Below are 23,874 nucleotides of genomic sequence, written 5' to 3'. Positions count from 1 at the left end.
CTTTGCCTGCTTAAACCCAGAGCTAGAAATCTACTACATCTGAATTCTTCTTCAAAACCAGGTACTTACTCCAATTTTTAAAATCAAAATACAAAAGTATTCCTCATTTAAAAATAATCCGTCAGCACTTGCTTTTATTGAATAATTCAGCTTCATAACAACGTCTAATGCGGATTCTGGGTTAAAGAAAGCTGTCAAAGTATGACGTTACTGTCTGGTTTAAAGACAGCTGTTTTCAAGACAAATTCATGAAATACAAACTTTATAAAAAAATAAAGTTAACCTGTGTGGGGGGTAATACAAAAACGTCAGTTACTGTTTTTTGTGCGGAGAAACGGAACAAAAATGTATCGGAAACCATTTTGATGATTTTTTCTGTTCTCCTATAATTCGCAATTGAAAATCAACTGTCCTGAAGAAAAACACCACACAAAAAAAATCAAAATCAATTAGTTTAATTTAGAAAAGCACACCGATAAAAGTGTTAGCCTCAGAAAAATTCTTCCGAATGTAACATGTAATAACGGCAATAAAAGTCTGAAAAAATTATACTGAAAAGAAATCATTAAAAAATAATTTTTCATAATTAAGCTTTCGAAAAAGATAAAATGATTTTGTTTTCTTTTGTAAATAAGATTCCTATATTTGCAACTCGGTTGCATTATTACAGCTGATATTTCCAAAAGTAAGAATGAATAAAAAGAAATTCGTCATAATTAATCTTTTAGCGTCTTTGACCGTATTGTTCGCAATGCTTTTTCAGACAGCTCACTCTTACGAGCATCTTTATGCACAAATTCATGAAAAACATTGTGCCCATAAATACACTTCCGGTCAAAAGCAAATTACACACAGTCATAATGTTGAGAATAATTGTTCAATATGTCATTTTGCATTTAGCACTTTTATTTCTAACACATTTCACACTTATTCTTTCTATAAAACAAAATTTCCTACTGTAAAGACATTTATTTACAGCTCAATAACAGCAACATTTTTCAACGGCAGTCTTTTTGCTTTAAGAGCACCTCCAGCTCTGTATTAGTTTACTATATTCCTTTCAAAAAGAATCATTCTCTTTGCTTTTAAGCCAAGCATAGCTGTATGACTATTTTCCGGTCAAAAATATTTTTTTGAGAAAAAACGAACTGTTAGATCATAACATATCTTGTTTTTTGAAACAACACTTAGTAAACTCCACCCTATCTCGACAATACAGATTGATTCAGAAGACACCTTGTGTTTTGTGAACAAGATCTTATTTATAACCCCAAACAAATCTAAAGAATGCTTACCGCAGAAAACCTGACTAAAAAATACGGCGATCAAATTGCTTTGAACGCTTTGAATTTAACTATCAAACAAGGAGAAATTTTTGCGCTGTTAGGACAAAACGGCGCCGGAAAAACGACTACAATAAATTTATTTCTCGGCTTTATAAAACCAACAGAGGGGGAAATTAAAATCAACAATATTTCGGTAGTTACTGATCCAGATAAAACCAAAAAAGATGTGGCATACATTCCTGAAACGGTAATATTATACCCAAATCTTACCGGACTCGAAAATCTGAAATTCTTTTCGTCTCTGGCCGGATTCAAATATTCAACAGGAGAACTGACTTATTTTTTAACCAAAGCTGGTTTGCAAATTTCAGCTCATGACCAAAATCTGGGCGGCTACTCAAAAGGAATGCGACAAAAAGTAGGGATTGCAATCGCCATTGCCAAAAGGGCGAAAGTGCTGTTATTAGACGAACCTACAAGTGGCTTAGATCCGAAAGCTTCAAACGAATTCTCTCAAATCCTAAAAGAACTCTCGGCAGACGGAACAGCAATTTTAATGGCTACACATGATATTTTCAGGGCGAGAGAAGTTGCAACACACATCGGAATCATGAAACAGGGCAATCTGGTTACCATTATCGAGGCAAAAAAAATATCAGCAAACGAACTTGAAGATTTATACTTACAAACTGTTTAAAAAAGGAAAAAATTCCATCTACATAAAAATGAAACATCTATTTATAGTACTGCTTTTTGTCTTTAGCACTGTTAACTTAAAGGCGCAGACAAACACAAAAATCAAAGACAGTATCGCTAAGGATTCCGTTAAAGCGGAAACCAAATTAAACGAACTGCAAACGGTAGAAATCTTAGGCCGATCTACCCGAAAATACAACAGCGATTATTCTTTTGGCGCAACAAAAACAGCTTCACTCAATAAAAATATTCCGCAATCAATTTCAACAGTTACTAAAGAATTAATTGCAGACAAAGCCGCAATTTATCTGGGCGATGCGGTAAAAATGACCAGCGGTGTAATACCAGCGAGCTATTACAACCAATACACTATAAGAGGAATCAGCCAGAACGAAGAAGGGCAAATCATCAACGGAATGCGTACACGCCAATATTATTTCCTGCAGCCGCTTACTAGTAATATTGAACGTGTGGAAGTAATAAAAGGACCTTCGAGTGCTACGTTTTCATCAGTAGATCCGGGTGGAAGCATCAATCTGGTGACCAAAAAACCTTTGGCAACTGAACATAAAGAGGTCAACATGAGTGCTGGAAGTTTCAGCACTTTGCGCGGAACTCTTGATTTTACAGGTCCGTTAAACGAATCAAAAACATTATTATATCGTGTAAACGGTGCGTATCAGGAAGCCAAATCGTTTCGTGATATAGTGAATAACAAGTCCTTCCTTATCTCGCCATCTTTCAGTTATATTCCGAATGACAGAACCGCTATTAATACTGAATTGATCCTGAGCGACATGAAAGGAATTTTAGACAGAGGACAGCCCATTTTTGGTGCCGTTGCCGGAGTGACAGATTTGAACAAAACCCCAATAAGTTTGAATCTGGGTGCTCCGAGTGATTTTTTCAGGTCTAAAGAAATGATTTTGATGACGAATTTTGCGCATAAATTCAATTCTAAAATTAGTTTCAATGCTTCGTACATGAAACAAACCTGGACAGAAGATCTTCAGGAGCACAGAACCACTAATGCCTTTGCCGTTGACATGAATAATCAGCCTGCAACGAGCTTGGCCATGATGCAATTTGTACAGCGTCAGCAATATTGGAATGTGGACAACTTAACAGCCTTTTTTAATTTCGATCTAAAAACCGGGAAACTAAATCATAAACTACTAACAGGTTACGATTTAAGCAGCTGGAACAAAACAAAAGGCGGGGGACAAAATGCAGCCAGAGGTTACCTCTTGAAAGACGGAACTGTTGCCAGCACTTTTGTTCCTGCAAATGCATCCAATTATCAGACTGTTACAATTGACGGCGTTGTTTTGCCAAAACCAAACGTAAATTATTTCAATTTAAATAATCCGACTTATACCGTAAGAAGTCCTGATGATTATACTTTAAACGTGAGAACAGCATTACCATCGGCTTTGACCACTACGAATGCTATTTATATTCAGGATCAGATTCAATGGGACAAGTTTACGTTTCTTTTGGGGTTACGAAACGAATGGTTTGAAGACATCACCAATTACGAGACTAATAACGAATTAACTGTTAAGAAGTCGGCTTTACTGCCACGTGTAGGAATTACGTATGCAATCAATACCACTATCAATGTTTATACGACTTATCTCGAAGGCTATCAACCACAATCGAACACCGTTACGTTAATGCCGCAAACCGGGAGTTTACCTGCCGGAAGTTTGTTTGATCCTCTCGAAAGTAATTTGAAAGAAGCGGGTTTAAAAGCTAGTTTCTTTAACAATTCAATGAGTTTTAACGCTGCTGTTTATGAAATAAACCAGCGCAATATCCTGATGAATGCCAACGATCCCGTTAACCCTGATTTACTGGTAACCAGAGGTTCTGAACGCAGTCGTGGTTTCGAATGTGATTTGGCCGGATACATTACACCAGACTGGCAAATTAATGCTTCGTACAGTTATATTGATGCTAAGATTACAAACGATCACAATGCTTCCTTAATTGGTGCCAGAAAACAAAACACGCCAAAAAACAGCGCCAACTTATGGACACGTTACAATTTTAAATCTGATACTGTTTTAAAAGATTTGGGAGTTGGTTTAGGAATGCAGTATCAAAGCAGCAAAATCCCATGGTTTACCAGAGATTTTACAATTCCTGATTTCACCATTTTTGATGCCGCTGTATATTACAAACCAGAGAAAAGCAATATTCAGATAGCTATAAATGCAGGAAACATTTTCAACAGAACTTACTGGTTAGGCGCTCAGAACTATTTGAGGTTATTTCCCGGCGCGCCACGAAATGCGACCCTTACCGTAACTTATAAATTTTAATCTGCAGTTATGTCATTACCCGTAGAAAATTTAATAGCCGGACATTTCAGAAAATCTGTTTTTAAAAATCAGGCTGTTTATATCATTACCCTCTTTATGGGGATTTTATTGTTATACGCTATGTTTTCAGGCTGGGAGAGTTATAGTAATCAAAATCAAACCAGCGAAAAATTTCAGCACCAATCCAGGGAAGACTGGCTGAAAAATCCGGATAAGAACCCCCACAGAATGGCTCATTACGGAAATTTTGCTTTTCGAAAAAGTACTTCACTGAGTGTTTTTGAATTTGGAATGGAACCTTTTTTTGGGAATGCTATATTTCTGGAAGCACATAAGCAAAATACGGCCAATTTTTCGGAGGCCGGATTTTCAAATAGTATGCTTCGTTTTGGAGAAATCAGTACTGCTATGGTTTTACAAATTCTACTGCCACTATTGATTTTTTTCCTCGGATTTAATTCGGTCGCAGCCGAAAGAGAAAACGGAACTTTGAAATTACTGTTAAGTCAGGGCATCAGCTGGAAGCAGCTCTTAATAGGTAAAGCACTCGGGATTGCCTCCGTCATCATGATGCTTTTTGTTCCAGCCATTATTATTTTGGTTTTCATGTGGTTATTGCTTCAGAACTTCCGCATTTCGTTTGACGAAAGTGTTAAAATGATCTTGTTTATTGGATTTCATTTTCTATACCTGATATTTTTTTGCGCCATTGCCGTTTTAGTTTCTGCTTCAGTCAAAACTTCAAAAAAAGCGTTGGTTTCGTTAATTGGGATTTGGTTGGTTTTCACAATTATTTTACCGAAAACAACGCAGGCAATTGGCGCTTATATTTATGAAGCTCCTTCTAAAATCCAGTTTAACAGCGATATTGAAAAAGATATTTTGAAACAGGGAGACAGCCATAATCCGAATGACCAGCATTATAAAGCAATAAAAGATTCTTTACTCAGGGTTTACAAAATCGATTCGGTGCAGAAACTACCCTTTAATTATTCCGGTTTCATCATGACCGAAGGAGAGAAAATCAGTTCTACTATTTACAACAAGCATTTGGAAAACCTGCTTCAGATTTACGACAAACAAAACAGTTTCTCAAAAGCGGTGTCGTTTTTAAATCCGTATATAGCAATGAAAAATTTATCGATGGGATTGTCGAATACCGATTACGATTCGTACATCGATTTTCAGAAACAAGCTGAGACCTATCGTTATAATATGGCTCAAAAAATGAATGCTTTGCAGATTAAATATATCAGCAATGATAAAAGTAAACCAGCTTCAATTAATAAAGAACATTGGGCTGATGTAAAGGAATTTCATTATGAGCCAAAAGATATCCGAACTGTTTTAAAGAACGAAATCATCTCAGTTGCTTCCCTTTTCATATGGATCATTCTGTTACTTATCTTAATCCGGACTGCGTCAAAAAACCTAAAAGCCATTTAATATGTTAGCATTAGTATTTAAAAATTTCCTAAGATCTAAAGGAACAAAAGTTGGCTTACTTTTTTTGTTGCTTATAGGATTTATAAGTCTTTTAATTGGACATCAGTTTCAACAAAAACAAAATAAAAATATCGACGAAGCATCGGTTTATCAAAAATACCATATTGCCAGAAACGCTTCTTTTCACAAAGACGAAATGGGATTGCTACTCTATTATGTAAAATTTTCACTTGTCAATAAAACATTCCCGATTAACAGTCTGGCAATTGGACAGCGCGATGTCAATCCGTCGATTCAAAGTGTAACGATCAGAGGACTGGAAGGGCAGAAATATGATTCGGAACTCCATAATCCGGCTAATCTTTTACTAGGAAACCTTGATTTTAGTTTTGTGCTGATCTATCTTTTTCCGCTTCTGATTATTGCTTTTACCTATAATGTGGTCTCTGAAGAAAAAGAATCCGGAACCTGGAAAATCGTGGCAACCCAAAGTGATAATACCTTTTTGTACATTCTTAAATTGTTTTACATCCGAATTTTAAGTTTGATTGTATTGTTAACGTTTATCTTTTTTATTGCAATTTTCTTATTGAATATTCCATTAGACAGTTCACTTTTTACTTTTTACATCATCAGTATTTTGTATATCTTTTTTTGGTTTTCAGTTTGTTTCTTTATCGTTTCCCTGCAGCAAAATTCCAATTTCAACGCTGTGATTTTATTAACGATCTGGTTGTTTCTGATTATTATTCTTCCGACAACAATCAATACTTATATCGTAAATAAATACCCTGTTCCGGAAGCTTTAGAGCTGACGCTGAAACAGCGAAATGCGTACCATGAAAAATGGGATATGGATAAAAAGTCAACAATGGAGAAGTTTTATAGTCATTACCCACAGTTCAAAAAGTATATCTTGCCTGATACCGAATTCAGCTGGCTTTGGTATTATGCGATGCAGCAAATGGGCGACGACGAATCGTTAGTTCAGTCAAAAGAACTGGAAACAAAACTTAACCAGCGAAACGAAGCCAGTCAAAACATTGCACAATTTATTCCGACGCTGCACACTCAGATCCAGTTGAACGAAATTGCCAAATCTGACTTAGGAAACCAGCTTTTATTCATTGAAAAAACGAAAGCCTTTCATGAAAAACTACGCATGTATTTCTACCCGAAAATCTTTGACAATGCCGATGTAAAAAAGGAAAACTGGTCGAAATTTAAGGTGGAAACTTTTGAAGATACTTCGAAAACCAATTTTGCAAAAGCCTTTTTACCACTGGTTTTGTTCAATTTGCTGCTGATTAGTTTAGGCTGGATGAATTTCAGGAAAGAAAAACAAATTGTTTAAATTAAAATTACCTATAAAAACCATAAACAAGAGGCTGTCCGAAAAGTAAGGACAGCCTTTTTTTTGCTGAAATAGCAAATCATACCTCTCTGAAAAGTTTAAATTTATATCGGAATTTTAATTTTAATAAAATCTATATATTCGGTATTGCTATTTTTTAGTATTAAAAAATATATTATATGAAACAATTTAATATTTTTTTTTAATTATAAATAAAAAAAAATAAAACAACCGATTGTTGTATTAAGTTTTGTGTTATATTTGTAATTATTATAAGTGTGATATGGACACTTTTAAAATTTTCTATTCAGAATATTTGAAAATTATTTTATGGTATAATTCATTAATTATGAAAAAAATTCTAGTACATTTTCTTTTTTTTCTGGTAATGGCATCATTTGCTCAGGAAAAAAGAGCCTTAAAGCTTTGGTATGATACCCCATCAGGTAAGCTTTGGGAAAATGCACTTCCAATAGGAAATGGTTTTCAGGCAGCCATGGTTTATGGTAATGTAGAAAAAGAAATTTTTCAATTGAATGAAAGTACTGTGTGGACCGGGAGTCCTAACAGAAATGATAATCCCAATGCAAAAGGAGCGCTAAATGATATAAGAAGCCTTATTTTTCAGGGTGAATATCAAAAAGCAGAAAAGTTAATAAATGAGAATATTATCACGAAAAAATCTCATGGACAGATGTTTCAGCCAGTAGGAAACTTAGAAATCAGTTTTTCTGATCAGGAACATTATACAGATTATTACCGTGAGCTGGATATTGAAAAAGCAGTAACTAAAACAACATATAAAATAAATGGCGTCACTTATACAAGGGAAGCTTTTACATCCTTTCCTGATAGAGTTTTAGTGATTAAACTTTCAGCAGACATGCCTGGTAAATTATCTTTAAATGCAGGATTTACTTCTCAGCATAAAAAACAAAAAATAGAGACAGATGTAAATAATACGCTCTCTCTTTCAGGTACTACAAGTGATCATGAGGGTGTAGAAGGAAAAGTAAGGTTTAACGCACTGACCAGATTTAAAACAAAAGGAGGAACCATAAGGTCTGAAGGGAATTCCATAAAAATTGACAAAGCAGATTCTGTTGTGATTTATGTTTCAATAGCAACTAATTTTATTAATTATAATGATCTTAGTGGCTCAGAAAGCAAACTTGCAAAATCTTTCTTAGACAAAGCGTTTAAAAAAGATTTTGAGAAAATGAGAAAAGCTCATATCGCCAGTTATCAAAAATTTTTTAACAGGGTCCACATTGATTTAGGAACAACAAATGCAGCGAAATTACCAACTGATCAAAGGCTGGCTAATTTTAGGAATGTTTTTGATCCTTCATTGGTAACACTGTATTACCAGTATGGTCGATATTTATTGATTTCGTCTTCACAGCCCGGAGGTCAGCCGGCAAACCTTCAGGGTATCTGGAATCATAATATGAGGCCAGCCTGGGACAGTAAATATACTATAAACATTAATACAGAGATGAATTACTGGCCTGCTGAAAAAACGAATTTAGCAGAGATGCATCAGCCACTTTTAAAAATGATAAAGGAGCTGGCCGAAACAGGGAAAGAAACGGCAAGAGTAATGTATGGGGCAAGGGGTTGGGTTGCGCATCACAATACTGATATATGGAGAATCAACGGTGCTGTTGACGGAGCTACCTGGGGCGTCTGGAATGCAGGAGGTGGATGGTTGAGCCAACATATCTGGGAACATTATTTATACACCGGAGATAAAAAATATCTTGAATCTGCATATGATATAGTAAAAGGGGCCGCAGCTTTTTATGCTGATTTTTTAGTAAGGCATCCAAAAAATGGCTGGCTGGTTGTAGCGCCTGGAAATTCGCCTGAAAATGCCCCAAAAGCCCACCAGGGATCAGCAGTTACTGCCGGATCTACGATGGATAATCAAATTGTGTTTGATGTTTTCAGTACAGCTATTAAGGCTTCCCAGATTTTAGGGAAAGACAAAGAATTTGCTGATAGTCTTAAAACGTTACGAAAAATGCTTCCTCCAATGCAGATAGGAAAGCATAATCAATTACAGGAATGGCTCGATGATGTTGATGATCCTAAAGATAATCACCGCCATATTTCCCATCTATATGGGTTATATCCTTCCAATCAGATTTCGGCATATCAAACTCCTGAACTCTTTGCAGCAGCAAAAAATACGCTATTGCAAAGAGGTGATGTCTCAACCGGATGGAGTATGGGATGGAAAGTAAACTGGTGGGCTAAAATGCAGGATGGTAATCATGCTTATAAGTTGATTCAGAATCAATTAACTCCACTTGGTGTAAATGAAGGAGGAGGTACATATAACAATCTTTTTGACGCGCATCCCCCATTTCAAATTGATGGAAATTTTGGCTGTACATCAGGGATTACTGAAATGTTAATGCAAAGTTCAGATGGTGCCATTCATTTACTTCCTGCTTTACCCGATGCTTTGAGTGAATATGGCGAAATAAGTGGCCTGAAAGCAAGAGGCGGTTTTGAAATAAAGAATATGAAATGGAAACAGGGAAAACTAGTTGCTCTGAGCATTCAGTCTAATCTGGGAGGGAACTTGAGATTGAGAACTCCAAATGAAATAACTTTAAAGGATAATAAAAAATTGAAAAATGCATCAGGAGTCAATCCAAATGTTTTTTATCAGCTTGATGAAATTCAAAAGCCAATTATTTCTGATGAATCTAATATAAAAGTATTAGATGTTAAGGCTTCTTATTTATACGACCTGATGACCCTAAAAGGGAAAGTATATACATTTCTTATTCAATAATTTTTTTATAGTAATGCCTTAAGATGAAACATAGAATTTTATATTGCCTGTTTGTTTTGCTTATAACATCTTCTGTTATAGCTCAGATGCAATCGTTTGACCCAAGCGAAATAAGACTGAAAGAAGGACCGTTTAAAAATGCCCAGGATGTCGATTTGAATTATATTTTTGATCTTAAGCCGGATAAACTTTTGGCTCCCTATTTAATTGACGCAGGTCTTCCTGTTAAAGAAAGCCGCTATGGCAACTGGGAAAGCATTGGATTAGATGGTCATATCGGAGGACATTATCTTTCTGCCTTAGCGATGATGTATGCATCTACAGGAAATATGGAACTTAAAAACAGATCAGATTATATGATTTCTGAGCTGGCCCGTTGTCAGGATAAAAATGGAAATGGGTATGTTGGTGGGATTCCACAGGGCAAAGTTTTTTGGGATCGCATTCATAATGGAGATATTGATGGCAGTGGTTTTGGTTTGAATAATACCTGGGTTCCTATCTATAATATCCACAAACTCTTTGCTGGGTTGTATGATACTTATCGTTATACAGGAAATGAAAAAGCTAAAGATATTTTAATAAAACTGGGAGATTGGTTTATCGAATTAATTCGTCCGCTTTCTGATGAACAGATTGAAAAAATTTTAAAGACAGAACATGGAGGCATAAACGAATCTTTTGCGGATTTATACAGTATGACAAAAGATAAAAAATACCTTGAAACCGCTGAAAAATTATCACAAAAGGCTTTTTTAAATCCATTATTGAAAAAAGAAGATAAACTTACCGGTATGCATGCCAATACCCAGATACCAAAAGTGATAGGTTTTGAGAAAATTGCCACTCTTACGGGTAATAACGAATGGCAGGAAGGGGTAGCGTTTTTCTGGGATAATGTAACTCAAAAACGCAGTGTTGCCTTTGGAGGAAATAGTGTTGCAGAACATTTTAATCCAATAAATGATTTTAGCAGTATGATAAAATCCAATCAAGGCCCCGAAACCTGCAATTCCTACAATATGGAGCGTCTAAGCAAGGCTTTGTTTTTAAACAAAAATGATGTTAGTTATCTCGATTTTTATGAACGCACGTTATACAATCATATCCTGTCGAGTCAGCATCCGGAAAAAGGAGGATTTGTTTATTTTACTCCTATCAGGCCAAATCATTATCGGGTATATTCACAACCTGAAACCAGTATGTGGTGCTGCGTGGGTTCCGGATTGGAAAATCATACTAAATATGGCGAATTAATTTATAGTCATTCAAATGATAATGTTTTTGTGAACCTTTTTATTCCTTCTGTTTTAAATTGGAAAGAAAAAGGAATAACATTAGAGCAAACCACTAAATTTCCTTATGAAAACAGTACAGAACTTGTCATAAAACTTAAAAAATCTAAAACTTTTGTACTGAATATCCGCCATCCAAAATGGGCTGAAAACTTTGAAATTTTGGTAAACGGAAAGGTTCAGAATATAGCAAATGTTAATTCTCAGGCTTCAGGCTATATTCCAATTAACAGAAAATGGAAATCAGGGGATAAAGTTACAATTACATTCAAAACTATGACCCATTTAGAGAGTCTGCCCGATGGTTCAAACTGGAGTGCTTTTGTCAATGGACCAATTGTATTAGCTGCGAAAACTTCTACAGAAGGACTGGATGGCCTATTTGCAGATGACAGCAGGATGGGGCATGCCACAAGAGGAAAATATTTTCCATTAGATCAGGCTTACGCTTTGGTGGGCGAAAAAGATTCTTACCTGACAAAAGTTAAAGAAACTGAAAAACTTCATTTTAGTTTAGATTCATTAGAATTACAGCCTTTTTTCGAAATTCATGATGCCCGTTATCAAATGTATTTTCAAACCTATTCTAAAGAGGATTACAAGGAAAAGCAACAATTATTAAAACAACAGGAAATCGAAGCCCTGGCTCTGGAGGCTAGAACAGTCGATAAAGTTAATTGTGGTGAACAACAGCCTGAAGTAGATCATTTATACAAAGGGGAGAAAAGTAATTCTGGTTATGATGATGGCAAGTTCTGGAGAGATACACGTGCTTACATTTCGTATCAATTGCTAAACAAAAACAGTTTAGGAAAGTTTTTGGATATAAGTGTTCTGGATGAATTGAAAATGGATAATATCACGATATTGATTAATGATAAACCAGCTGAGGTAATTGCTGCAGATGACAAAACGATTAGGTTAAATGTTGACAAAATTGAGATAATCAATATTAAAATAAGCGCTAAGAATGGAGCTAAGAGTCCAAGGTTTTATCAATTAAGAATTGTCAAAAACTAGAAAGTAGTGCACTCAATTTAGTTACAAGTAAAAAAAAATAAAAATACGGGAATACGTTTCAAACCTAAAAACATCATTATGAAAAATAGATATCACATCTTATTATTGAGTTTTATTACGCTGTCTGTGGTAACGGCTCAGGATAAAAAGGCGCATAATCCTGTAATTTATGCAGATGTACCGGATTTATCTATAATTAGGGCAGGAGATACGTATTACATGAGCAGTACTACAATGCACATGAATCCTGGAGTGCCCATTATGAAATCAAAGGATTTGATAAACTGGAAACTGGTTAGTTATGCCTATGAAACACTGGAAAATGATGCTGATAAACTGAATCTGGATAATGAAAAAAATGACTATGGGCGGGGTTCATGGGCAAGCAGCCTTCGTTACCATAATGGGACTTATTATGTAAGCACTTTTTCGGGAACAACAGGCAAGACCTACATATTTTCAACAAAAGATATTGAAAAAGGGCCTTGGAAAAGAATTGTTTTAAATAATTCCTACCATGATCATTCTCTACTATTTGATGATGATGGTAAGGTTTATATGGTTTGGGGCGCAGGAAAAATTCAAATTATAGAATTACAAAATGACCTTTTAGCTGTTAAAGAAGAAACAAAAAGAGTTTTAATCGAAAATGCACATGCGCCTGCAGGAGACAATATAATGCTGCCGTCAGAAGGCTCGCAGCTTTTTAAAATTAAAGGCAAATATTATTTGTTTAATATTTGCTGGCCAAAAGGAGGGATGCGTACCGTAGTGATACATCGGGCAGATAAAATAACAGGTCCTTGGGAAGGCAGAATAGGCTTGCAGGATTTAGGCGTTGCGCAAGGCGGACTTATCGATACGCCTGATGGAAAATGGTATTCTTACTTGTTTAGAGATTACGGTGGTGTTGGCCGTATTCCTTATCTGGTTCCTGTAAAATGGGAAAATGACTGGCCTGTATTGGGAGAAAATGGTAAAGTGCCTGAATATTTGGATTTACCAGCAAATAAAACCCTTATTCCGGGTATTGTGAACACTGATGATTTTACCAGAAAAAATGGTAAAAATGAATTGCCGTTAGTTTGGCAGTGGAATCATAATCCGGATAATTCACTTTGGTCCCTAAATGAGAGAAAAGGGTATTTACGATTAAAAACAGGCAGGATAGATAATAGCTTTTTGCAGGCTAAGAATACTTTAACGCAAAGAACTTTTGGCCCCGAATGTTCCGCTTCTACACTGATAGATATATCTAAAATGAAAGAGGGTGATATAGCCGGACTTTCATTATTACAAAAAGATTTTGGTTATGTGGCTGTGAAAGCGGAAAATGGTGTAAAGAAAATTACAATTACAGTTGCTGAAAAAGGAACTGCAAAAGAAATTGAAAGTGTTTCTTTAAATCAGGACAAAATATATTTTAAAGCAGAATGTAATTTCAAAGACAGGGCTGATACAGGAAGATTTTTTTACAGTCTGGACGGGAAAAAATGGATCAGCATTGGTAATGCAATTAAATTACCTTACACCATTCCGCATTTTATGGGATATCGATTTGGACTTTTCAATTATGCTACAAAAAATACAGGCGGTTTTGTAGATTTTGATTATTTCAATATTGATGATAAAATTTCAAAGGCAAATTAATTTTCTTGCTTTTTCTAAAACATAGCTATTAACTCTCTGAAACCAAAATATGAAAATCAATAATCTCATCATTATAACATTATTTTCAATATTCAGCCTAAATGCACAGCAATATCCTTTTCAGAATCCTTCTCTGAGCTCAGAGCAAAGGGCTAAGGATTTAATTTCAAGATTGACACTTGAAGAAAAAGCAGTATTGATGTGCGATCAGTCTGATGCTATTCCGAGACTTGGCATTAAAAAGTTTAACTGGTGGAGTGAGGCATTACATGGTTATGCCAATAATGATAATGTAACTGTTTTTCCGGAACCTATTGGTATGGCTGCCTCATTTGACGATCAGTTTGTTTATCGTGTTTTTGATGCAGTATCAGATGAAGCAAGGGCAAAATACAATCAGTGGATTCAGAACGGAAACGAAAACAAACGTTTTTTAAGCCTCTCAGTATGGACTCCTAATGTCAATATTTTTAGGGACCCGCGTTGGGGCCGTGGTCAGGAAACCTATGGCGAAGATCCTTATCTTACTTCCCGAATGGGGATTTCTGTGGTGAAAGGATTACAAGGGTCGGCAGATGCTAAATACCGAAAACTACTAGCGTGTGCAAAACACTATGCTGTTCACTCCGGACCTGAATGGAGCAGACACGAACTGAATCTCAATAATGTAAATCCACGTGAATTATACGAAACTTATCTGCCTGCCTTCAAATCATTAGTACAGGATGCAGATGTACGTCAGGTCATGTGTGCTTATCAGCGTCTGGACGATGAACCCTGCTGCAGCAATACCCGTCTGTTGCAGCGTATTTTGCGTGACGAATGGGGATTTAAATATTTAGTTGTTTCAGATTGCGGGGCAGTCACTGATTTTTATACGACTCATAAAGTTTCATCAGATGCAGTACACGCTGCTTCCAAAGCGGTACTTGCAGGAACTGACGTAGAATGTGTTTGGGAAAAATATCCTTTTAAAGAACTCCCAAAGGCTGTGGCAAAAGATTTAATCAAAGAATCAGATATTGATAAAAGCCTGCTTCGTGTTTTAACAGGCCGTTTTGACTTAGGAGAAATGGATGATGATGCCATTGTACCGTGGACAAAAATCCCTGCATCGGTTCTGAATAATAAAGAACATCAGCAGTTAGCGCTTGAAATGGCTCAGAAAACAATGACGCTTTTACAAAATAAAAACAACATTCTTCCTTTAAATAAAGCCGCTGGCAAGATAGCATTGATAGGGCCAAATGCTGATAATGAGCCGATGTTGTGGGGGAATTATAATGGGACTCCGGTTAGAACAATTACCATTAAGGAAGGAATTGAATCTAAAATGAGTAAAGATAAAATCGTTTATGACAAAGCCTGTGATTTAGTAGAAGATAAAGTGACTCAGACCTATTTTGACCAACTTTCATTTGAAGGCAAAAAAGGAATGAAAGCTACTTATTGGAATAATCCCAACAGAGAAGGAGCGAGTGTTATATCCCAACAAATTGTAAATCCGATGAAGATGACAACTGCAGGTCAGCATGAGTTTGCTTCAGGGGTTAAACTGGAAGGATTTTCTGCAAAATATGAAGCAGAATATATAGCGAAACAAAATGATACACTTGTATTTAAAACGGGTATTACCGGAGTTTTTGAATTGTTGGTTAATGGAAAATCAATTTCAAAATATAACAATTGGAGAACGGTACCGTCCAATATCCCATTTGTTGTTGAGGCTGGGAAAAAATATAAAATTGAAATCCTGTATGCGCAGTCTAACAATTGGCAGGCCAATCTTGAATTCGATTTTGGAAAAGGATTTGATGTAGATTTCAGCAAACTGATCCAAAAATTAAAAGGGACCGATACGGTGGTTTTTGTTGGCGGACTTTCGACTTTGCTTGAGGGTGAAGAAATGCCTGTTTCTTACCCTGGTTTTAAAGATGGTGACCGTACCAATATTGAACTTCCGGCTGTTCAGAGAAAATGTTTGCAAGAATTAAAGGCTGCGGGAAAAAAAGTAATTTTTGTAAACTGTTCTGGTTCTGCTATTGCTTTAACGCCTGAAACTTCGAGCTGCGATGCCATTTTGCAGGCATGGTATCCGGGAGAATCAGGAGGTCAGGCTGTTGCCGATGTACTTTTTGGAGATTACAATCCGTCAGGAAAGCTTCCGGTTTCATTTTATAGAAATTCAGAAATATTAGGTGATTTTGAAGATTATTCCATGAAAAACCGTACCTACAGATACACTACAGATGTTTTATTCCCTTTTGGTTATGGTTTAAGTTATTCAAAATTTAATATTGGAGCAGGTAAACTGAGTAAAACAAATATAAAACCAACTGAAAACACACAGTTAAGTTTTCCAATACAAAATATCAGTAAGCGTGAAGGAACTGAAATTGTTCAGGTATATGTCAGAAAAGTAAAGGATACTGACGGTCCTTTGAAAACATTAAAAGCTTTTAAACGAATCAATTTAAAAGCAGGTGAAAAGCAGAATGCAACTATAGATTTGCCGGCATCTTCATTTGAATTCTATGATACAAAAATCAATCAGATGAATGTAGCTCAGGGCGAATACGAAGTTCTTTATGGGAATAGTTCAGATGCTAAAGATTTAAAAATACTAAAAATTTCAATTCAGTAAATTCAAATCATTAATCCGATTGTAAGAATTTATAAATATTAAAAAACGTTTGTTTATGAAAAAGGTATATTTCACATTACTGACCATATTTTTAATGAGCTTAGCAGCTAAAGCTCAATCTTATCAAAAAACACAATTAGGATTAAAAGCAGTCATTAATGCAACAGTTGTAGAAATTCAGATTTACAGTCCTCAAATTGTCAGAGTGATCAAATATCCTGAAAAAGACAATTTTCAGAAAAAAAGTTTGTCGGTAATTAAAAACCCGGAAAAAACAAGATTTAGCATTGACAAAAAAGCGGATAAGATTTTATTAAAAACGGATGCATTGCAAGTTATTCTCAATAGTAATTCCGGAAGTGTTTCATTTGCAAGTCATACAGGAAAAGCATTGTTGAACGAAAAAGAATCAGGTACCGTTTTTACTGATTTTAATGATAGTGGAAGCAAAACGTACACCGTAACACAATCTTTTGTTCTGGATAAAAAAGAATCTGTTTATGGACTGGGGATTCTGCAAAACGGAAAAATGTCCCAACGAAATCAAAAAGTACATATGGTGCAGAATAATACGTGGGATTTTGTCACTTTTTTTCAGTCTGATAAAGGATACGGATTGTTTTGGGATAATTATTCACCAACTGATTTTAGCGATAATCCGGAAGAAACTTCTTTTAAATCAGAAGTTGGAGACGGCATTGATTACTATTTTATGGGTGGCGGGAATGCTGACGGAGTAATTGCTAATATGCGTGACTTGACCGGTCAGGTACCCATGTTTCCCAAATGGACTTTTGGTTTCTGGCAAAGCCGTGAACGCTATAAAAGTCAAAATGAAACGGTTGAGGTAGTAAAAAAGTACCGTGATTTAGGAGTTCCTCTTGATGGCATTATTCAGGATTGGCAGTATTGGGGCGATAATTATCATTGGAACGGGATGAATTTTTTAAATCCTGAATTTTCGAAACCGCAGCAAATGGTTGATGATATCCATAATCTAAACGCACACCTGATCATATCAATCTGGTCCTCTTTTGGACCCAAAACACCTCAATTTCAGGAGCTGAAAGAAAAAAATATGCTGATGGATTTTCAAACCTGGCCACAGTCAGGAAAAGATGTCTGGCCACCTGATATGAACTTTCCTTCTGGAGTGCAGGTTTACGATCCTTATAACCCCGAGGCAAGAGATATTTACTGGAAATACCTGAATAAAGGATTGTTTTCTTTTGGAATCGACGGCTGGTGGATGGATTCTACAGAACCTGATCACTTAGACTTTAAACCAAAAGATTTTGATAATAAAACCTTTTTAGGATCATTCAGAAAGGTTAGAAATGCTTTTCCATTAATGACCGTTGGCGGAGTTTATGATCATCAGCGTGAGGTAACTTCAGACAAGAGGGTGTTTATTCTAACCCGTTCAGCTTTTGCAGGTCAGCAGCGTTATGGTGCCAATACCTGGTCTGGAGATGTTAATTCGTCCTGGGAAATGTTGCGCAATCAAATCCCTGCCGGATTAAACTTTTCTTTATGCGGAATTCCGTATTGGAATAGTGATATTGGAGGTTTTTTTGCAGGTGCCTACAACAGAGGGGGAAATGCAGGTTCTGGAGCAAAAAATCCTGCTTATCAGGAACTATATGTAAGATGGCTGCAATTTGGGGCATTTACTCCAATGATGCGTTCACATGGTACGGATGTTCCAAGAGAAATATATCAGTTTGGAAAAAAAGGAGAACCAATCTATGATGCTATTGAAAAGACAATCAATTTACGATATGCCTTATTGCCTTATATTTATTCAAATGCATGGAAAATAACCAATGGGCAATCGAGCATGATGCGCGCTTTGATGATGGACTTTGAAGATGATAAAGTAAAAGATCTGAATAGAGAATATTTATTTGGCCAGTCCATATTGGTAGCTCCTGTTATCAATGCACAATATACTCCTGAAACAATTGTAAAAACAAATGAAGATACCGGCTGGGATAAAAAAGACACTTCTGATAAACCTAAAACACTGGCTGTTGATTTCGCTCAGAAAAAATCGAAAAAAGTCTATTTACCGGCAGGTGCCATTTGGTATGACTTCTGGACAAATAATAAATACAATGGCGGACAGGAGATAGAACAGGAAACAACAATAGATAAAATACCATTATTTATTAAAGCAGGTTCCATCATTCCAATAGGACCTAAAGTGCAATATGTTAATGAAAAAAAATGGGATGATCTTGAAATTAGAATTTATGAAGGAGCGAATGGTGAATTTACTCTTTATGAAGATGAAGGAGATAATTATAATTACGAAAAAGGAAAATACGCAACTATTACATTTAAGTGGAATGATTCGAAAAAAATACTAACTGTTAGTAAGCAAAAAGGATCTTTTTCCGGAATGATAAAAGAACGAAAGTTTAAAGTTGTAAAAGCTTCTTCAAAAACAGGAATATCTGATACAGCAAGTGAACAAACTGACAAAGTTATCAGTTATAGCGGGAATGAGGTTTCAATTAAATTGTAAAGAAAAATATAATAAACAATGAATAAAAAAAATAAGATTACAACGCTTTGCATGTTTATTATGGCCGTTTTAAACGGAACTGCCCAAAGTAATATTAAGCAACAGCCTATTATTCAGACAAAGTACACAGCAGATCCTGCCCCAATGGTTTACAAAGACACAGTTTTCTTGTATACTTCACATGATGAGGACGATGCAAAAGGTTTCAAAATGATTGATTGGCAGCTTTATACTTCAACTGATATGGTGAACTGGACGGATCACGGTACAGTTGCTTCTCTGAAGGATTTTAGCTGGGTAAAACATGATAATGGAGCCTGGGCAATCCAGTGTATTGAGAGAAACGGCAAATTTTATCTGTATGCACCAATGCATGGACAAGGAATAGGTGTGTTGGTTTCGGATAGTCCTTACGGCCCGTTTAAGGATCCATTAGGAAAGCGTTTGATTGAAGACAATCACCTATGGAATGATATTGATCCGAGCCCATTTATTGATGATGATGGTCAGGCTTATTTATACTGGGGAAACCCTGATGTATATTATATAAAACTAAATGAAGATATGATTTCGACTTCAGGAGAAATTGTGAAAGAACCTACTAAACCAAAAAACTATCAGGAAGGTCCTTGGATATATAAACGTAAAGGACATTACTATATGTCATATGCGTCTACCTGCTGTCCTGAGGGTATAGGATATGCAATGAGTAAAACTCCGACAGGTCCATGGGAATATAAAGGAATGATTGTTGAAGCGAGCGAAAAAACAAGAGGCAATCACCCGGGAATCATTGATTACAAAGGCAAATCATATGTTTTCGGACATAGCTACGATCTAATAAAAAGAGAAACTTCTACTTTCTATGAAAGACGTTCAGTGGATATGGACGAAATCATTTACAATGAAGACGGAACTATTAAAACATTATCTTACTGGTCTGAAAACGGACCTGAAGCAGTTGGAACAATTAATCCTTTTAAACGTGTTGAAGCTGAAACTATGGCATGGAGCGAAGGAGTAAAGTCGGATAAAAATGATAAAACCGGAGTATTTATAACTCAGATAGATAATAATGACTTTGTAGAGGTCCGGGCTGTTAATTTTGAAAAAGCAGCGAAAAGCTTTCAAATAAGTGCGGCTTCTGTAGCTGGAGGAAAAATAGAAATTCGCTTAGATAACAAAGAAGGCGAGCTTATAGGCACATGCGATATAAAAAATACAGGGAATCTCGATACCTGGAAGGTTTTTAAATCCAAAGTAAAAAAGGTAACGGGTTTGCACAATGTTTTTTTTGTATTTAAAGGAAACGAAAAAATGTTCAATTTAGACTGGTGGAAATTTGAATAATCTTTTTACAGACAAAGCAATATAAAATTAAGTAATAAAATGCATTTAAATAAAATTCGATTTTTACTCTACATCATTCCGCTGTTTGGGTTTGCACAGAATCCAGTTATCCAAACCAATTATACAGCAGATCCGGCACCTATGGTGTATAACGGAAAAGTGTATTTATATACTTCTCATGACGAAGATGAATCGACCTGGTTTACCATGAACGACTGGAAGTTATACACCTCAGAAGATATGGTAAACTGGACCGACCATGGTTCTGTATTGTCATATAAAAATTTTGGCTGGGCAAAAATGAATGCCTGGGCGCCTCAATGCATAGAACGAAACGGAAAATTTTATATGTATGTACCAATAACTGATCGTCAGGGTAAAAACGGTATTGGTGTTGCCGTTTCAAATTCTCCTTATGGACCTTTTACAGACCCTTTAGGGAAACCATTAATACAAAACAGTAATGCAGATATTGATCCAACGGTTTTTATTGATGATGACCATCAGGCTTACTTATTATGGGGCAATCCGGAATGTCATTATGTGAAATTAAACGAAGATATGATTTCATATAATGACGAAATAAAAGTATTTCCCAATACTATAGAATCATTTGGAAAACGAACAGGAAAAGAAGATCCGCGAAGACCTACTACTTATGAAGAAGGGCCATGGCTTTATAAAAGCAACAAATTGTATTACCTGTTTTTTGCAGGAGGTCCTATTTCAGAACATATAGGGTATTCAACCAGCAAAAGTCCGGTTGGTCCATGGAAATATCAGGGTGTCGTAATGCCTACACAGGGCGGAAGTTTTACCAATCACCCTGGTGTAATTGATTTTAAAGGAAAAACTTATTTTTTCTATCATAATGCTGCTTTGCCAGGCGGCGGCGGTTTTACCCGGTCAGTATGTGTAGAAGAAGCTGTTTTTAATCCGGATGGTACCATTAAACAGATGAATATGACCGAAGGAATTAAAAAAGGCCTGACCACTTTTAATCCTTATGTTAAGTCAGAAGCAGAAACCATGGCCTGGTCAAAAGATGTAAAAGCGATGCAAAATGATGAAGTGGGAGTTTTTATCACAGCCATGAAAAACGATGCTTTTACAAAAATCAAGGATGTAGATTTCCGAAAAGAAGGTGCTTCAAAATTTACGGCACGTGTTGGTACTACTCATAATAGTGACGTATCAATGGAAATTAGGTTAGATGGCTCCGATGGTGAATTGATTGCCACAATAAAAGTCCCAATGACCGGAGGAAATGACAGATGGCAAGTTGTTGCCGCAGACGTGAAGAAAGTAACAGGGATACATGATGTCTATTTTGTATTTAAAGGAAAGGCTTCCAGCAAAATCATGTTTTTCGATTACTGGATGTTTTCTAAATAATAAAAACGGTTCAAACAATTAGATGTATTGACAGGTCTCTAATCATTAATTAACAATAAATTATATAAAATGCCAATTAACTATCAAACTATCATCAACTTCAAGTATATATTATGCCTTTGTTTATTCAGCTTTTTTGCCTCGAATGGACAATCGGTTCTAGAGAGTCCTGACGGGAAATTAAAAGTGTCAGTTTCGTTAAACAATGGAGAAGCTTTTTATAGTGTTGCTTATAACGGAAAACAATTTTTGGGAAATTCACCACTTGGTCTAAAAACGAATGTTGGCGATTTTAGTTCGGGATTGACTTTAGAAACAAACGTCAATCAAAATAAAATTGATGAGACGTATGAGTTGGCCAATATAAAACAAAGCAAGGTACATTATGCAGCAAACGAAGCAATATTTTCTTTTCTCAAAGAGGGTACAAAAGCTATTGATGTAATTTTCAGGATTAGCAATAATAATGTTGCTTTTAAGTACGAAGTACATCCTCAAAAAGAATCACGCTCATGTGTAGTGCAGGAAGAAGCTTCAGGGTTTTCTCTTCCTCAGGGAACAACTACATTTTTGTGTCCACAGAGTAAATCGATGGTAGGTTTTGCCAGAACAATGCCTAGTTATGAAACTTCTTATACACTTGATGGGCCAATGGGTAAAAACGGAACAGGAGAAGGATATACATTTCCTTGTCTTTTTAAGGTAAACGGCAATGGCTGGGTATTAATTTCTGAAACTGGTGTAGATAGTTATTATTGCGCAAGCAGGCTTATGGGGAAGGATAACGGCTTATATACAATAGGATTTCCGATGGCAGGTGAAAATAACGGGAATGGCACAACTTCGCCAGGTATTGCTCTGCCGGGCCAAACTCCATGGAGAACAATTACTGTGGGAGAAACATTGGCGCCAATTGTAGAAACTACTATTCCGTTTGATTTGGTCAATCCGAAATATGAAGCTTCAAAAAAATACGAATACACCAAAGGCAGCTGGAGCTGGATTATGAAAATGGATAGCAATACCACGTTCCCGGTTCAAAAACAGTACATCGATTTTAGTAATGCCATGGGATATGAAACCATATTAGTAGATGCACTTTGGGATACACAAATAGGTAAAGATAAAATTGCCGAATTGACGAAATATGGAGAAAGTAAAGGCGTAGGACTTTATCTGTGGTACAACTCTAATGGGTATTGGAACGATGCGCCTCAGGGACCAAGAGGGATTATGGACAATACAATCATTCGCCGCAAAGAAATGGCCTGGATGAAAAGCATTGGAGTTAAAGGAATCAAGGTTGACTTTTTTGGTGGTGATAAACAGGTAACTATGAAGCTGTACGAAGATATTTTAACAGATGCCAACGATTTTGGTATTATGGTTATTTTTCATGGCTGCACACTTCCTAGAGGCTGGGAACGTATGTACCCTAATTATGCGTCAAGCGAAGCTGTACTGGCTAGCGAGAATCTGCATTTTGGTCAGGGAAGTTGTGACAATGAAGCAAAAAATGCTTCTATACATACTTTTATCAGAAATACTGTTGGAAGTATGGATTTTGGAGGAAGCGCTTTAAACAAGTTTTATAATAGCGACAACATCCCTAATAAAGGTTCAAAAAGAATGACTTCTGATGTTTTTGCTTTGGCTACAGCTGTATTATTTCAAAGTGGGGTGCAGCATTTTGCTTTGGCACCCAACAATTTAACTGATGCTCCCGACTGGGCAATCAATTTTATGAAAGAAGTCCCGACAACCTGGGATGAGGTTCGTTTTTTAGAAGGATATCCCGGGAAATATGTAATTCTTGCTCGCCGTAAAGGAGCGAAATGGTATATCGCGGGTTTAAATGCTCAAAAAGAAACATTAAAAATTAAATTAAAATTACCAATGATTCAGGCTGGAAATGAGTTAAAAATGTATAGCGACGATATGCAGTTAAACGGAAAGATAAGCACTGTAAAAATGAATAAAAACCAACAGCTTGAATTGATAATACCTTGTAATGGAGGCCTGCTGGTAGTCAATTAAACAAAATATTTTTAATGTTATTTACTTAAAAAGCC

13 protein-coding genes are annotated in these 23,874 nt (G+C 36.0%); all 13 read left to right on the top strand.

The window, feature by feature from the left end; translation table 11 throughout:
• Nucleotides 1–691: 691 nt before the first annotated feature.
• The 13 genes from ACNC7R_RS17555 (at nucleotide 692) to ACNC7R_RS17495 (ending at nucleotide 23,839) form a co-directional block, all read left to right on the top strand.
• Nucleotides 692–1,045: a hypothetical protein gene (locus ACNC7R_RS17555; protein WP_417942317.1), complete on the top strand. Its 354-nt coding sequence runs from the start codon at nucleotides 692–694 to the stop codon at nucleotides 1,043–1,045.
• A 242-nt stretch (nucleotides 1,046–1,287) separates the two neighbouring features.
• Nucleotides 1,288–1,983, top strand: a complete 696-nt coding sequence (locus ACNC7R_RS17550) for an ABC transporter ATP-binding protein (RefSeq protein ID WP_417942316.1) — start codon at nucleotides 1,288–1,290, stop codon at nucleotides 1,981–1,983.
• A 28-nt stretch (nucleotides 1,984–2,011) separates the two neighbouring features.
• The gene (locus tag ACNC7R_RS17545; RefSeq protein WP_417942315.1) at nucleotides 2,012–4,309 is read left to right on the top strand and encodes a TonB-dependent siderophore receptor; all 2,298 of its coding nucleotides are present in this window, start codon (nucleotides 2,012–2,014) and stop codon (nucleotides 4,307–4,309) included.
• A 9-nt stretch (nucleotides 4,310–4,318) separates the two neighbouring features.
• Entirely contained in the window at nucleotides 4,319–5,755 is a 1,437-nt protein-coding gene (locus ACNC7R_RS17540; protein ID WP_417942314.1) for an ABC transporter permease, read from the top strand.
• Between the two features lies 1 nt (nucleotide 5,756).
• Nucleotides 5,757–7,109, top strand: coding sequence for a DUF3526 domain-containing protein (locus ACNC7R_RS17535; protein WP_417942313.1), 1,353 nt, complete (start codon nucleotides 5,757–5,759; stop codon nucleotides 7,107–7,109).
• Nucleotides 7,110–7,458: 349 nt separating this feature from the next.
• The gene (locus ACNC7R_RS17530; RefSeq protein ID WP_417942312.1) at nucleotides 7,459–9,918 is read left to right on the top strand and encodes a glycosyl hydrolase family 95 catalytic domain-containing protein; all 2,460 of its coding nucleotides are present in this window, start codon (nucleotides 7,459–7,461) and stop codon (nucleotides 9,916–9,918) included.
• Between the two features lie 23 nt (nucleotides 9,919–9,941).
• Nucleotides 9,942–12,233 (top strand): beta-L-arabinofuranosidase domain-containing protein, encoded by a 2,292-nt coding sequence (locus ACNC7R_RS17525; RefSeq protein ID WP_417942311.1) that lies wholly within the window; start codon nucleotides 9,942–9,944, stop codon nucleotides 12,231–12,233.
• Nucleotides 12,234–12,311: 78 nt separating this feature from the next.
• Nucleotides 12,312–13,883, top strand: coding sequence for a glycoside hydrolase 43 family protein (locus ACNC7R_RS17520; RefSeq protein WP_417942310.1), 1,572 nt, complete (start codon nucleotides 12,312–12,314; stop codon nucleotides 13,881–13,883).
• A gap of 49 nt (nucleotides 13,884–13,932) precedes the next feature.
• The gene (gene xyl3A, locus ACNC7R_RS17515) at nucleotides 13,933–16,527 is read left to right on the top strand and encodes a xylan 1,4-beta-xylosidase (RefSeq protein ID WP_417942309.1); all 2,595 of its coding nucleotides are present in this window, start codon (nucleotides 13,933–13,935) and stop codon (nucleotides 16,525–16,527) included.
• 55 nt (nucleotides 16,528–16,582) lie between these two features.
• Nucleotides 16,583–19,057 carry a TIM-barrel domain-containing protein gene (locus ACNC7R_RS17510; protein ID WP_417942308.1) on the top strand — a complete coding sequence of 825 codons (2,475 nt, stop codon included), beginning with the start codon at nucleotides 16,583–16,585 and terminating at the stop codon, nucleotides 19,055–19,057.
• Between the two features lie 18 nt (nucleotides 19,058–19,075).
• Nucleotides 19,076–20,407, top strand: coding sequence for a glycoside hydrolase family 43 protein (locus ACNC7R_RS17505; RefSeq protein ID WP_417942306.1), 1,332 nt, complete (start codon nucleotides 19,076–19,078; stop codon nucleotides 20,405–20,407).
• Between the two features lie 39 nt (nucleotides 20,408–20,446).
• Complete coding sequence (locus ACNC7R_RS17500) at nucleotides 20,447–21,802, top strand: glycoside hydrolase family 43 protein (RefSeq protein WP_417942305.1); 1,356 nt, start codon at nucleotides 20,447–20,449, stop codon at nucleotides 21,800–21,802.
• Between the two features lie 69 nt (nucleotides 21,803–21,871).
• Nucleotides 21,872–23,839, top strand: coding sequence for a glycoside hydrolase family 97 catalytic domain-containing protein (locus ACNC7R_RS17495; protein ID WP_417942304.1), 1,968 nt, complete (start codon nucleotides 21,872–21,874; stop codon nucleotides 23,837–23,839).
• Nucleotides 23,840–23,874 lie beyond the last annotated feature (35 nt).

Origin of the sequence: Flavobacterium adiutor (assembly GCF_048282555.1) — a bacterium.
GTDB lineage: Bacteria > Bacteroidota > Bacteroidia > Flavobacteriales > Flavobacteriaceae > Flavobacterium.
Note: the sequence above shows the minus strand (reverse complement) of the source record. Positions and strands in the feature narration are given on the sequence as shown.

What these genes read in the sequence shown, in the direction of transcription:
- ACNC7R_RS17555 (WP_417942317.1), top strand. Translation starts at nt 692, where the DNA reads ATGAATAAAAAGAAATTCGTCATAATTAATCTTTTAGCGTCTTTGACC.
- ACNC7R_RS17550 (WP_417942316.1), top strand. Translation starts at nt 1,288, where the DNA reads ATGCTTACCGCAGAAAACCTGACTAAAAAATACGGCGATCAAATTGCT.
- ACNC7R_RS17545 (WP_417942315.1), top strand. Translation starts at nt 2,012, where the DNA reads ATGAAACATCTATTTATAGTACTGCTTTTTGTCTTTAGCACTGTTAAC.
- ACNC7R_RS17540 (WP_417942314.1), top strand. Translation starts at nt 4,319, where the DNA reads ATGTCATTACCCGTAGAAAATTTAATAGCCGGACATTTCAGAAAATCT.
- ACNC7R_RS17535 (WP_417942313.1), top strand. Translation starts at nt 5,757, where the DNA reads ATGTTAGCATTAGTATTTAAAAATTTCCTAAGATCTAAAGGAACAAAA.
- ACNC7R_RS17530 (WP_417942312.1), top strand. Translation starts at nt 7,459, where the DNA reads ATGAAAAAAATTCTAGTACATTTTCTTTTTTTTCTGGTAATGGCATCA.
- ACNC7R_RS17525 (WP_417942311.1), top strand. Translation starts at nt 9,942, where the DNA reads ATGAAACATAGAATTTTATATTGCCTGTTTGTTTTGCTTATAACATCT.
- ACNC7R_RS17520 (WP_417942310.1), top strand. Translation starts at nt 12,312, where the DNA reads ATGAAAAATAGATATCACATCTTATTATTGAGTTTTATTACGCTGTCT.
- xyl3A (WP_417942309.1), top strand. Translation starts at nt 13,933, where the DNA reads ATGAAAATCAATAATCTCATCATTATAACATTATTTTCAATATTCAGC.
- ACNC7R_RS17510 (WP_417942308.1), top strand. Translation starts at nt 16,583, where the DNA reads ATGAAAAAGGTATATTTCACATTACTGACCATATTTTTAATGAGCTTA.
- ACNC7R_RS17505 (WP_417942306.1), top strand. Translation starts at nt 19,076, where the DNA reads ATGAATAAAAAAAATAAGATTACAACGCTTTGCATGTTTATTATGGCC.
- ACNC7R_RS17500 (WP_417942305.1), top strand. Translation starts at nt 20,447, where the DNA reads ATGCATTTAAATAAAATTCGATTTTTACTCTACATCATTCCGCTGTTT.
- ACNC7R_RS17495 (WP_417942304.1), top strand. Translation starts at nt 21,872, where the DNA reads ATGCCAATTAACTATCAAACTATCATCAACTTCAAGTATATATTATGC.